This window comes from Parabacteroides sp. AM08-6, from assembly GCF_003473295.1.
Classification (GTDB): Bacteria; Bacteroidota; Bacteroidia; order Bacteroidales; family Tannerellaceae; genus Parabacteroides.
Genome location: NZ_QRMP01000035.1, coordinates 22,324 through 35,288, shown reverse-complemented (window position 1 = coordinate 35,288; position 12,965 = coordinate 22,324). Strand labels below are relative to the sequence as shown.

The 12,965-nt window shown below is 41.3% G+C and carries 9 protein-coding genes; 6 read left to right on the top strand and 3 right to left on the bottom strand.

Features of this window, described 5'->3' with window-relative positions:
• Window positions 1-807: ATP-binding protein (locus DW103_RS15985; protein WP_122277954.1), on the top strand; the 807-nt coding region annotated here is incomplete at its 5' end.
• Between the two features lie 459 nt (window positions 808-1,266).
• Here DW103_RS15985 and topA read toward each other — a convergent pair.
• Window positions 1,267-3,612, bottom strand: a complete 2,346-nt coding sequence (gene topA, locus DW103_RS15980; protein ID WP_122277952.1) for a type I DNA topoisomerase — start codon at window positions 3,610-3,612, stop codon at window positions 1,267-1,269.
• 168 nt (window positions 3,613-3,780) lie between these two features.
• Here topA and DW103_RS15975 point away from each other — a divergent pair, with 168 nt between their 5' ends.
• A complete protein-coding gene (locus tag DW103_RS15975) occupies window positions 3,781-4,044 on the top strand; it encodes a tetratricopeptide repeat protein (RefSeq protein ID WP_122277948.1) in 264 nt (87 codons plus the stop codon).
• 50 nt (window positions 4,045-4,094) lie between these two features.
• Here DW103_RS15975 and DW103_RS15970 read toward each other — a convergent pair whose 3' ends face one another.
• The gene (locus tag DW103_RS15970) at window positions 4,095-6,779 is read right to left on the bottom strand and encodes a calcium-translocating P-type ATPase, PMCA-type (protein ID WP_122277946.1); all 2,685 of its coding nucleotides are present in this window, start codon (window positions 6,777-6,779) and stop codon (window positions 4,095-4,097) included.
• A 237-nt stretch (window positions 6,780-7,016) separates the two neighbouring features.
• Here DW103_RS15970 and DW103_RS15965 point away from each other — a divergent pair, with 237 nt between their 5' ends.
• Window positions 7,017-7,520: a DUF4251 domain-containing protein gene (locus DW103_RS15965; protein WP_122277944.1), complete on the top strand. Its 504-nt coding sequence runs from the start codon at window positions 7,017-7,019 to the stop codon at window positions 7,518-7,520.
• A gap of 55 nt (window positions 7,521-7,575) precedes the next feature.
• Here DW103_RS15965 and DW103_RS15960 read toward each other — a convergent pair whose 3' ends face one another.
• Window positions 7,576-8,505, bottom strand: a complete 930-nt coding sequence (locus tag DW103_RS15960; protein ID WP_122277942.1) for a TIGR01212 family radical SAM protein — start codon at window positions 8,503-8,505, stop codon at window positions 7,576-7,578.
• A 191-nt stretch (window positions 8,506-8,696) separates the two neighbouring features.
• Here DW103_RS15960 and DW103_RS15955 point away from each other — a divergent pair, with 191 nt between their 5' ends.
• The 3 genes from DW103_RS15955 to DW103_RS15945 all read left to right on the top strand — a co-directional run bounded on the left by DW103_RS15955 (window position 8,697) and on the right by DW103_RS15945 (window position 12,906).
• Window positions 8,697-10,871 carry a S9 family peptidase gene (locus DW103_RS15955; protein WP_122277940.1) on the top strand — a complete coding sequence of 725 codons (2,175 nt, stop codon included), beginning with the start codon at window positions 8,697-8,699 and terminating at the stop codon, window positions 10,869-10,871.
• A gap of 6 nt (window positions 10,872-10,877) precedes the next feature.
• Window positions 10,878-11,723, top strand: coding sequence for a lipoyl synthase (gene lipA / locus DW103_RS15950; protein ID WP_122277938.1), 846 nt, complete (start codon window positions 10,878-10,880; stop codon window positions 11,721-11,723).
• Between the two features lie 61 nt (window positions 11,724-11,784).
• On the top strand, window positions 11,785-12,906 hold the full coding sequence (locus DW103_RS15945) for a hypothetical protein (protein ID WP_122277936.1): 1,122 nt from the start codon (window positions 11,785-11,787) through the stop codon (window positions 12,904-12,906).
• Window positions 12,907-12,965 lie beyond the last annotated feature (59 nt).

Here is a 12,965-nt window from a genome sequence, read left to right as displayed (position 1 = left end):
AATGGAGCAGCCATGTTCTTTGGGAAACAACCTGAACGAAAATTTCCACACGCTGTAACAAGATGTGTCCTTTTCAAAGGAACTACTAAGGTATATATCATAGATGATAAAACCTTTGGCGGTCCACTATATCAGCAATATTTGCAGGCTATGGCATGGCTTGAAAGCAAACTACAAGTTGCTTATAAAATTGAGGGAGCAGGACCAAGAGAAGAAATTTGGGAAATTCCTCTTACGGTTTTTAAAGAAGCCATTATTAACGCTCTCTCACATCGTGACTATTACGAACAGGGAGCAACTATTACAATAGAAATGTTTGATGACCGGGTAGAGGTTTCTAATCCTGGAGGGCTTTTGCCTATCGTAGCTAAAGATTTCGGGCACAAGAGTATGACACGTAACCCGTTAATCTTTGGATTATTTACCCGCATGCATTTAGTGGAAAGGGTTGCATCCGGTATTCCCCGTATGCAAGAAGCCATGAAAGAAGCTAATCTTCCTGAACCTGAATTTCATACGGACGGGATGTTTACGGTAGTGTTTAAACGACAAGCAAAGAACTATGCCAACTATGACACTCAAAATGACATAGTAAATGATACTGTAAATGAGAATGAACAGGCTGTTATTGATTTATTAAAAACGAAGCCGGGATTAAACGCCTCGGAAATAGCAGAAAATATTTCAAAGAGTTGGAGAACAACAATGCGCTATCTTAAGTCCCTTAATGAGAAAGATATGATAGAATTTAAAGGTGCACCCAAGACAGGAGGATATTTCCTGAAAAACAATGTTACTATCAAATAAATCTCAATCTTTGCATTCAGAAATCGTACCCAAGACACAAATTTGTGTTGAACGGTGCAAAGCTGTGAAAATCTTATTTAAGGGACTTACATCGTAGCAAAGATATAACATACTGAAAGATAGTGCTATATCAACCCATTTTCGGTTGTTGGTAACACTTCTTTTAAAAGACTCCCAATTTGGTAAATCCCTAAAAATTAAACATTTCAGAAATTTCCTTTTTCTCCTAATCCGCATATTTTTGGCAAAATAACGGCTCACCCCGAAAAATTGTGGAGTATGAAAAAACAGCTACCGCCTCCAATATTTTTAGGGCGATAGCCGTTTTTTCATTTCTCTCCGGAGGGAGAAAATATCTCTTTTTTACAACATTCTCTTTTACTTTTAAGAATAAGCCAAATAAACAGGATTGAGAAAGCAACTCGAAAAGTGTTCCTCGTTCCTGATTTTATTTGATGTTTATGCTTTCTTTTTCGTCGTTCTCTTTTTTGCTGCCGGCTTTTCTGCTGCGGTAGCAACTATTTTATGACAATCTTCTAATGTGAGGGCAAGCGGATCGGTTACAGTCTTCGGTATACGATAGTTGTTTCCTTTGAAAGAGATATACGGACCGAAACGACCATTCAGGATTTCCAATTCCGGTTCTTCTTCAAACTTCTTCAAGAAACGTTGTTCATCCTTTTTCCGTTTTTCATCAATCAAAGTAATAGCCTCTTCCGGTGTGATTGTAAGCGGATTAAAATCTTTCGGTATAGAGACGAATTTACCGTCGTGACGGATAAACGGACCAAAACGACCTATGGCTGCAACCATGACTTTACCTTCATATTCACCAATTGTACGTGGCAAATCGAAAAGTTTCAAAGCTTCTTCCAATGTAAGCGTCTCGATTGACTGGCCTTTCATCAAAGTCGCAAACTGAGGCTTCGGAGCATCCTTATCCTCCGTATGAGCCAGCCCTATTTGAACAACAGGACCATAACGGCCAATTTTTACAAATACAGGATTACCGCTTTTCGGGTCGATACCCAACTCGCGTTCACCTACCTTATGTTCCGTTTTAATGGCCGTGGTAGCTTCCACAATCGGATGGAATATTTTATAGAACTTATCTATCGCTTTCGTCCAAACCATCTCACCATCAGCCACGGCATCGAATTCCTTCTCCACACTTGCCGTAAAGTTGTAATCCAAGACATCCGGGAAATATTCCATCAGAAAATCGTTTACAACAATACCGATATCGGTAGGCATCAGCTTATTGCGGTCGGCACCGGCAATTTCTGTTTTTTCCGTTTCTTTTATTTTATTTTTCACTAAGGAGATTACGCGATACTTACGTTCCACACCGTCCTTATCACCTTTTACTACATATTCGCGATTCTGGATAGTCTGAATGGTCGGAGCATAAGTAGAAGGACGACCGATACCGAGTTCTTCCAAGCGACGTACCAAGCTGGCTTCCGTATAGCGTGGCGGACGTTGTGTAAAACGTTCCGTCGCCACAATATCATTCAGACTCAATACCTCGTGCAGTTTTACAGGAGGCAACAAACCGTTTTCCTGCTCTTTTTCATTCTCATCGTCATTACTTTCCAAATAAACCTGAAGAAAACCTTCGAAAGTCAAAACTTCGCCTACAGCGACAAACTTCTCGCTTTTACCACTGATTCCAACCGAAATAGTCGTACGTTCCAGTTCTGCGTCAGCCATCTGGCAAGCAATTGTACGTTTACGGATTAATTCGTACAGTTTCTTTTCCTGTGCAGAGCCAGTAATTTCCACATTACTCATGTAGGTGGGACGAATAGCTTCATGCGCTTCCTGCGCCCCTTTGCTCTTGGTATGATACTGACGGAATTTGTAATATTTATCGCCGTATGTTTCAACAATCGCCTCCTTGGCAGTACCCAGGGCCAAATCACTTAGATTTACAGAATCGGTACGCATATAAGTGATTAATCCTGATTCATACAAGCGTTGTGCGATAATCATAGTTTGCGAAACAGAATAACCCAGCTTACGGGCGGCTTCCTGTTGCAATGTAGAAGTCGTAAAAGGAGGTGCCGGCGATTTCTTGACAGGCTTGGTCGTTATATCGTCGATAGTAAAAGTCGCATCTTTACATGATTCTAAAAAACTTTCTACTTCTTTCTTATCTTTCAAACGTTTACCAAGCTCAGCCCTCAGGATAGTCGTACCGTCCGGCAAAATAAAATTGGCAATCACACGGAAAGCTGCTTCGGAAACAAAATCGTTAATTTCGCGTTCGCGTTCTACAATCAGGCGAACGGCAACAGATTGTACACGACCGGCAGAAAGAGCCGGTTTTACTTTCCGCCACAAAATAGGAGAAAGCTCAAAACCCACAATACGGTCTAGTACACGACGTGCTTGCTGGGCATTTACCAGATTTATATTGATGTCACGCGGAGTTTCTATAGCATGCAGGATAGCACTTTTTGTAATTTCATGAAAGACAATACGTTTTGTATTTTCCGGTTTCAAACCCAACACCTCATACAAATGCCAAGATATGGCTTCTCCTTCACGGTCCTCATCGGATGCAAGCCAGACCTGTTCCGCCGAATTGGCTTCTGCCTTCAATTCGGATACCAGCTTTTTCTTATCGGCAGGTATCACATATTGGGGCTTGTAATCGTGCTCGACATCGATACTAAATTCTTTTGTCTTCAAGTCGCGGATATGACCGTAGCTCGACATTACCTTATAATCTTTTCCGAGGAATTTTTCAATGGTTTTTGCCTTAGCCGGGGACTCCACTATTACCAGATTCTTTTGCATATAACGTCTTTTCTTTTTAGAAATCGGTTGCAAACTTACATAAATAATTAACGTAACCGTATATCTTTGCAATTGAAATTTGAAAATCAGGAATCTAAAATACGTCAAACACACGTTTTTTATCTTTCCTATTTTGATTTCCAATTACAAATTTTCAACTATTTATGTATGAATGCAATAAAACAACTTATTACCGATGGTAAAACAGACGAGGCTATCCGTTTGTTGGATGAATATATAAAAAAAAATACTTCATCAGACGAAGCCTATTACTTGCGCGGCAACGCTTATCGCAAAAAAGGGGATGTCAGACAAGCCCTAAATAATTATCTTTCAGCCATTGAAATCAATCCGGACAGCCCGGCACAAATAGCACATGACGCATTGATTCGTATCTTGAATTTTTATAATAAAGATATGTACAATCATTAATTGTAGTTAAACACGATTTGGCATCTATAGAACTTTCGTTTCCGAAAGTTCTATTTTCCCGTTGAGCGGCCTATCAACCGGCCTATTTCACCAATCCACAGAACCAAAGAAGTCGAGCCGATTATGATACCCCAATCTTTCCATGACAAGGGTATGACATTGAACATTTCACCGCCAAAAGTAACAATCAGGTATTGTCCGATAATAATCAACAGAGCCACAGATAAAAAGCTCTTACTTTCTTTCAGATTAGCAAAGGCTGAACGTCCTTCCATAAATGCTTTTGCATTAAACATATTCCAAAATTGCAGCATGACAAAGAAACTGAAAAACCAAGATAAATCATGAGGAGTCAATCCATCTTGTGCATGGAAATAGAGTAAAAGCCCCATCAGGACAACCACAAAAGCTAATCCTACCCCGAAAATATTAAAAGCCATCGGACGTGTAATAATAAAATCGCCCCCTTTCCCACTACGACGCGGTTTATCATCCATTACCCGCTCATTGGGAGGAAGTGATGCCAATGCACCGGCTGCAAAAGTGTCCATAATCAGGTTCACCCAAAGCATTTGTGTGATTGTCAACGGCGATTCGGTTCCAAGTAAAGAACCTAGCAATACAATCAAACAAGCAGCTACATTTATTGTCAACTGAAACAACAAGAACTTCTGAATATTCCGGTACAAAGAACGTCCCCACATGACAGCGCGTGTGATACTTCCGAAGGAATTATCCAAAATCGTAATATCACTGGCTTCTTTCGCTACTGAAGTTCCATCCCCCATTGAAAGCCCGACCTGAGCAGCTTTTAAAGCCGGAGCATCATTCGTCCCGTCACCGGTAACAGCAACAACCGCACCTTTCTGCTGCAACAACTGAACCAAACGTTGTTTATCTGTCGGACGTGCACGACACATAATCTTCAAATCCAGCACACGACCAAGAGCTTCTTCATCGGCAAGAGCCTCAAAACCGGGACCTGTAATAATATTCCGTTCAGTATCTTCCGCCTTCCAAATCCCAATCTGGCGACCTATCTCTTTGGCTGTTCCCGGAGTATCTCCTGTGACAATCTTCACATCTATGCCTGCATTCAAACAGCTTTGCACAGCCTTCGGAACATCGGAACGAACCGGGTCGGATATCGCAACAATACCTAAATAAGTAAGGTCGGTATGATGCAAACGACCATTTACAAAGAATGAAACATCCTCATCATCCTCCACTATCTGATAAGCAAAGCCTAACGTACGCATCGCTTGGTTTTGATAGTCCAGCAATTGCTGTTCGATTGAAGTTTTACAAGCTTCAACCGATTTATAAGTCCCGTCAATAGCAACACGATTGCTGTTAGCCAAAACGATTTCAGGAGCCCCTTTCACATACAAGACTCTTTTACCCAAAAGAGGCGATTGTACAAGAGTTGCCATATATTTACGTTCCGTAGAAAAGGTCAACTGGTCTAAAACCGGAGCTTCTTCTCTGATATCCAGATAATTCTGGCGTTGACTGTTCAACCAAAGCAATAAAGCAGCTTCGGTCGGATTTCCCATTGTCTTTATTTTATCTTCGGAAAAATCAAGAAAAGCAGTGGAGTTTACCGAAATCCCTTCTTTAATAAGATTACTCAGTTCGTCATTGCCGAGTTGCTGGTCAGCCAAATTATAAAAATTGGTACGATAGACCTGCATCTGATTTTGCGTCAACGTACCGGTCTTATCCGTACAGATAACGGTTGTGGCTCCCATAGTTTCGCAGGCATGCATCTTACGAACCAGATTGTTCGTTTTCAGCATACGGTTCATGCTAAGTGCAAGACTCAGTGTCACACTCATCGGCAACCCTTCCGGTACGGAAACCACTATTAGCGTGACAGCCACCATAAAGATATTCAGAATATGTGCAATCAGCTCCATCACCGGCATTCCGGAAGACGCAAGCAAAAGTTTCACCAAAAGAGCAATAAATGTAACGGCAGCAATCGTATATCCAGCTTTACTAATCACTTTCGCCAAGCCTGCCAGCTGAATCTGTAAAGGAGTATCGATATTATTATCAATCTGAGAACCTTCATAAACCTTGCCATAACCGGTTGCATCCCCAACTTGTTCTACCTGCATGACACCATGACCGTCTACAACAGTCGTACCGCGCATCACAATATTAGAAGGATAAGTTGCTTCCTCGTCAAAATCAGCTTCGTTGATTGTTTTACCAATAATCGGTTCCCCCGTCAATGTCGACTCATTTATTTGCAAAGAGATTGCTTCGAGCAAATGTCCGTCCGCAGGAACTTCTTCACCTGCTTCCAAAACAACTATATCACCTACAACAACCTCTCTTTTGGGTATCTGACATATATGACCTTCACGAATCACTTTCACCAAAGTATCATCGTTCACTGTATTCAAGACTTCAAACGCTTTATTTGCTTTCACTTCGAAGGCGAATCCTACACATGAGGCCAACATAATAGCAAAAAAGATACCAATCGGCTCAAGAAAAGCAGTAAAACCTTTTGCTTCCGGTCCCCAACAATGTACACCGGCGATAATCATCGACAGAAACCATGCAACCAACAGGATACGGATAATCGGGTCATCAAATTTCTCAAGAAATTGGCTCCACAAGGAGGCTTTCTCCGGTGGAGTAAGGATATTCTCGCCATGAAGGCGTCTGCTTTCTTCTACTTCTTGCTTGGTTAATCCTTGATGCTGATGTTTTTTCTCCATAAGTTTATATTCTGTTTCAGAAAAATAAGGGAGCAAATTACGTAAAGTTACGTGACATACACAATATCCAAAGGTGAAAATATACTGCATAACCTTTCTATAAATCGCAATTTGAATGACGAGAACACAGGAAACTGATATTTTGAGTTAATTTAACAGTCAGGAAATAAACCTTTCGGGACTTCATCTTGTCTTATATATGTAAGGCAAAATAGAGTGTTTAGTTATTTAAGGTATATGATGAACATTAGGTTATTTTTTTTGATAGGGGTTGTCCTTCTTATCGGAGGACAATCCCTTTTTGCCCAAAGCAAACAAGAAAAAAAAGAGCAAAAAGAGAAAGAAGTTAAAGAAATGATAGATAAAAAACGGTTTACCATCGATGTAAACCGTGCACTGCCCATGAGAGGACGTTCAGTAAACCTGACATCCCCATATTCTCTGGAAATGCGTGGTGACTCTGCGATTTCCTATCTTCCTTATTATGGAAGAGCTTATTCGGCTCCCTTTGGTGGTGGAAACGGACTGCGTTTTGAAAAATCAATTACCGATTATACATGTTCCTATAATAAAAAAGGAATGGCTCAAATTAAATTCGTAGCCCGTACAAACGATGACGTATACCGTTTCCACGTAGAAGTATATCCGAATGGTTCCGCCAATATTAACGTAACACCTATTAATAAACAAAGTATTACGTTTCGAGGAGAATTGGCTTCCCCCAAAGATGATAAGGAATAGTTTGTTGCCGCGTATTTCCTTACCTATTTGAAAAAGACAAATACATTCGTCTGTCCTATTTGTAGTCCGATAATCGCCCCTGCCACGTATTCCGTTCCAAAATACGCTTATTCACTTTTGCTGTAAACTCAAAATTCTTGAGTCCCCAATCCGGAGCAATCAACAGTTCTTTAGGAGATTGCGAGACAAATCGCTCCACAATAATGGACGGAGTTAATCGTTCCAAGAAATCGATAACCAAATCGATATATTCATCGACTGCATAAAGGTGGAACTGCTCAGGATGTTCGGATTGCTCTTTAGCCATGCGCGTATTCCGGATAAGCTGAAGTTGATGCAATTTCAAAGTTGTGAGAGGAAGCGCGGACAGGACATCTGCATGATGCCGGATTTCTTCTCTGCTTTCTCCCGGTAGCCCCAATATCAGATGTGCACCTGTATAAATTCCTCTGCCCGCCGTACGACGAATGGCATCCTCTGATTCTGCATGTGTATGGCCGCGATTGATACGAAACAATGTCCGGTCGAGTGTACTTTCCAATCCGTATTCAATCAAAACAAAAGTCTTTTGGGATAATTGCGTAAAATAATCCAGCAAGGCATCCGACATACAATCCGGACGCGTTCCGACAATCAGGCCGACTACTCCGGGAAAAGACAAAGCTTCTTCATATTTAGCTATCAACGCATTCAACTCGTCATAGGTATTCGTATAGGCCTGGAAATATGCCAGATATTTCATTTCCGGATATTTGCGAGAGAAGAAGCAAACACCTTCTTCCAGCTGTTCCGTCACACTTTTTTCCGTGTGGCAATAACCCGGGCTAAATGTTTGATTGTTACAATAAGTACATCCGCCGAAACCTTTCGTCCCATCCCGGTTGGGACAGGTAAAACCGGCATTGACAGATATCTTTTGAACTTTAAAAGGAAATATTCCCCGTAAAAAATCACCGAAATCACGATAAGGTCTACCATTTTCCATGACGGCAAAGGTAATTTATAATGGTTAAAGCTCAATAGCCAGTGGTTAATATTTTGATAAAATGCTATCTGTAAACGGCCTAAGTACACAAATATCCTTTAATCATTGACTATTTTCTATCAAATACGACAAGAATATACTAACTTTGCATATCATTAGAAGATAACTGAGATAAACAAAGTAGAAAGAAAATGAAACGATTGGGGTTCGGTATCTTACTTTCGTTCCTGTTGATTGGGGGTCTTTCAGCCCAAAACGGAAGTAAACAAGTTAGCTTAAAAGAAATAACAGACGGACAGTTCCGTCAGGTCACAGCAATCGGCGAAATGCGTTCCATGCCTGATGGAGAGCATTATACTGCTATGAATAGTGACCGGAATATGATTATCAAATATTCTTATCGGACCGGAAATCCGGTTGACACGCTGTTCAGTACTAAAAAAGCACGCGAATGCACATTCGACAACTTTGACGGATACACAATCAGCAGTACAGGCCATCACATCCTGGTATGGCGGGATACGGAAGCCATTTATCGCCGTTCATTCAAAGCCAATGTCTACGATTACGATGTTCGTCGTAATTACTTAAAGCCGCTTTCCGACTCGAAAAGCAAACAAATGATACCGACTTATTCGCCAGACGGACGCATGTGTGCTTATGTTTCCGATAATAATATATGGATAAGAAAATTCGATTTCGATACAGAAGTCCAGGTAACCAAGGATGGCGAACTCAACAAAATACTAAACGGCATTACCGATTGGGTATATGAAGAAGAGTTTGCTGTAACAAACCTGATGGCATGGTCGCCGGACAGTGAATATCTGACTTTTGTCCGTTTTGACGAATCGGAGGTGCCTGAATATTCCATGCAGATGTTCGGAAAAGACCTTTATCCCGGTTACTATAATTACAAATACCCGAAAGCCGGTGAAAAAAATTCGAAAGTGACGCTTCATTCTTATAGTGTTGCGACAAAAGATACCAAGGAACTGAAAGTTCCGTCGGAGGAAGAACTTTACATTCCACGAATTGTCTTCACTGAAAATCCGGATCAGCTGGCCGTAATGACGTTGAACCGCCATCAAAACATATTCAGCATGTATTATGCCAATCCGAAAAGTGGTGTATTCCGTCTCATTCTGCGAGATGAGAACAAGGCTTATGTCGATTCGGAATGGCTGAATTCCATCAAATTCTATAGTACCGGTTTCACGTACGTAAACGAACAGGACGGATATGCCCACATCTATTTGTATTCACCCACAGGAGTCATGCAACGCCAGGTAACAAAAGGGAATTGGGACGTGACAAATCTGTTGGGATACGATGAAACAAACAAAATTGTTTATTATGAATCGGCAGAGGAAAGTCCGATACGTCGCGCTATTTATAAAATCGACGCTAAAGGTGTCAAGACTAAGCTGTCTACACAAGAAGGAACAAACAACGCAACTTTCAGCGATAATTTTGCTTATTATGTAAACAGTTATTCCAATGCCAATACGCCGGTAAAGATTACGGTCAACGAAACAAAATCGAACAAAATATTACGTACATTGGAAGATAATGCCCGCTTGACAGAAAAACTCGCAGGCTATTCGTATGGTAAAAAAGAGTTTTTCAAAGTGCACACAGCTTCAGATTATGAACTGAATGCGTGGATTGTAAAACCCGCCAATTTCGATGAATCAAAGAAATATCCTGTATTGATGGTTCAATACAGCGGACCCAATTCCCAGCAGGTACTGGATAAGTACAGCTTCGATTGGGAACACTATCTGGCAGCTAACGGCATCGTGGTCGTTTCCGTAGATGGTCGGGGAACCGGTGCCCGGGGGGAAGCCTTCCGTAAATGTACCTATTTGCGTATGGGGGAACTGGAAGCCAGAGACCAGGTCGAAGCCGCTCAAGCATTGGGCGAACTGCCCTATGTGGATAAAGACCGTATCGCTATTTGGGGTTGGAGCTTCGGCGGCTATAATACGTTGATGTCGATGAGTGTCGGCAACGGTACGTTCAAAGCCGGTATTGCAGTGGCTCCTCCCACCGACTGGAAATACTATGACACGGTTTATACCGAACGCTATATGAGAACGCCACAAGAAAATTTTGAAGGCTACGCCGCAACTTCGCCTATCCGTCTGGCCCAAAACCTGCAAGGTAAGTTGCTGCTTGTCCACGGGACAGCAGACGACAACGTGCATTTCCAACAGACTATGGATTATGCCGAAGCATTGGTACAAGCCGGTAAACAGTTCGATATGCAGGTTTATAAAGACCGTAACCATAGTATCTATGGAGGTAATACCCGTTATCACCTGTATACCAGAATGTCTAATTTCCTATTTGATAATTTATAACTTATAATGTCAGAACATTTAAAAAAGCCGGATTGGTTAAAAATCCGGCTGGGTGGGAATGAACAATTCACAAAGACAAAAAGCATAGTAGAATCTCATTGCCTGCATACCATATGCACAAGTGGAAAATGCCCGAACATGGGAGAATGCTGGAGTCGCGGGACTGCTACATTTATGATAGCAGGAGATATTTGTACCCGCTCCTGTCGTTTTTGCAACACATTGACAGGGAAACCTCTTCCATTGGACCCGAAAGAACCGGCTAATGTTGCCGAAAGTATTCGTTTGATGAAGCTGAAACATGCCGTCATCACATCAGTGGATCGCGACGACCTACCCGATCTTGGCGCACAACATTGGGTAGATACAATCCAATCCATAAAAGAAGTCAATCCCGAAACAACAATAGAGGTTCTAATCCCCGATTTTCAAGGGCAATATGAATTGATTGATAAAGTAATAAAGGCTGCTCCGGAAATTATTTCACATAATATGGAGACTGTTCGCCGCATTACTCCACAAGTACGCAGTGCCGCCAAATATGATATAAGCCTGTCCGTTCTTGCCCGCATCGCAAAGCAAGGCATCACGGCTAAAACCGGTATTATGGTTGGCTTGGGTGAAACAATCAATGAAGTTCACACCCTAATGGATGATGTTCTCGCAGCCGGTGTTTCCGTATTGACAATTGGGCAATATCTGCAACCGAGCCGAAAAAATATCCCAGTAACAGAATATGTCACACCGGAACAATTTGAATCCTACAAATCCATCGCATTACAAAAAGGATTCAAGATGGTGGAAAGCGCTCCACTGGTACGTTCTTCTTATCACGCAGAAAAACACGTATGATAGTACGAACATTTCCCAATATTGATTGTTATCTTATAAAGGGAGAAAAGGGGGAAAGGGTATGAACAAAGTGAAGAAAAGCTTGGACAACCAAGCGATAGGCTTATTGCCTCTGTTGCTATTTATGTTTTTGGATAATTATTTTTCATATTTATTATCCTTCATAATTGGTGTAACTTTCTGTTTCGTTTGTATTTTCCTGTTTCAAGTATTGAGTAAAGATAAAGTTTATCAGTTTCTGTTATTGCCTGCTGCAACAACACTAGTTTTATATTCTATCTTTTTATGCCTCCGGCTTGAACCAGTGTTATTCATTTATTCTCCGTTAATTACGGAGGTCTTGTTAGTTGTTGTGCTGGCATTCCTCGGATTTGCAAAACGAACAATTTTGCATCGTATCCGGACATCCAAGCACCCGACATACAAACGAACGTTGATGCGTACGACATTAAACGAATTTTTTTTCGTAGCACAACTTATTCAGAATCTCTACACGCTGCATCTGTTTATCATCTTAGTATACAGCATACTTCCGGACACAATGCAAAGTGTACGAATGGAACGTTTTCTGTATAGGGAACTAGGAATCGTAATAGGCATCCTTTTGATTTTATACGAACAGATACGTATTTCGATGATGCAAGGAAGCCTGCAGAAAGAGATGTGGCTACCGGTATTAAACGAGAGTGGCAAAGTTGTCGGGTGTATCGCTCGCTCTGTCAGCCGCTCCGTTCCCAAAAAGTATTATCATCCGATAGTACGTATTGCCGTTATTCATCAGGGAATGCTTTATCTCGTTAAACGAAGCAAAAAAGCATTTATATCTCCGGATGCCGTCGATTATCCATTCTACAGTTATGTACTATTCCGTCATAGTATAGAAAGTACGGTAAAGGATGCCATCGGAACATTAAACGAAGAACAGGACGTAATGCCTCGTTTTCTAATTCGTTACACATTTGAAAACGAAAAAGTAAAACATCTGGTCAATCTTTATGTCGTGTGCATACGCTCGGAAGAAGTCATGGAGCAAATCAAACAACCGAACGGCAAGTTGTGGACATCAAAACAGATTGAGGAAAATCTGGGGTCCGGTGTTTTCAGCGAATACTTCGAGCAGGAATTCGCCTATATACAAAACACGGTTTTACTGGCGGAAAATTTCTGTTGCCAAGAGTATTGAAAGAAAATCATTCATGCCGGATTACAAAAAACAAGTGATATAAATAACCATTATAAGCA

Bases quoted from the DNA above. Each gene is read 5' to 3' on its own strand.
- topA (WP_122277952.1), bottom strand. From the start codon at position 3,612: ATGCAAAAGAATCTGGTAATAGTGGAGTCCCCGGCTAAGGCAAAAACC.
- DW103_RS15975 (WP_122277948.1), top strand. From the start codon at position 3,781: ATGAATGCAATAAAACAACTTATTACCGATGGTAAAACAGACGAGGCT.
- DW103_RS15970 (WP_122277946.1), bottom strand. From the start codon at position 6,779: ATGGAGAAAAAACATCAGCATCAAGGATTAACCAAGCAAGAAGTAGAA.
- DW103_RS15965 (WP_122277944.1), top strand. From the start codon at position 7,017: ATGATGAACATTAGGTTATTTTTTTTGATAGGGGTTGTCCTTCTTATC.
- DW103_RS15960 (WP_122277942.1), bottom strand. From the start codon at position 8,505: ATGGAAAATGGTAGACCTTATCGTGATTTCGGTGATTTTTTACGGGGA.
- DW103_RS15955 (WP_122277940.1), top strand. From the start codon at position 8,697: ATGAAACGATTGGGGTTCGGTATCTTACTTTCGTTCCTGTTGATTGGG.
- lipA (WP_122277938.1), top strand. From the start codon at position 10,878: ATGTCAGAACATTTAAAAAAGCCGGATTGGTTAAAAATCCGGCTGGGT.
- DW103_RS15945 (WP_122277936.1), top strand. From the start codon at position 11,785: ATGAACAAAGTGAAGAAAAGCTTGGACAACCAAGCGATAGGCTTATTG.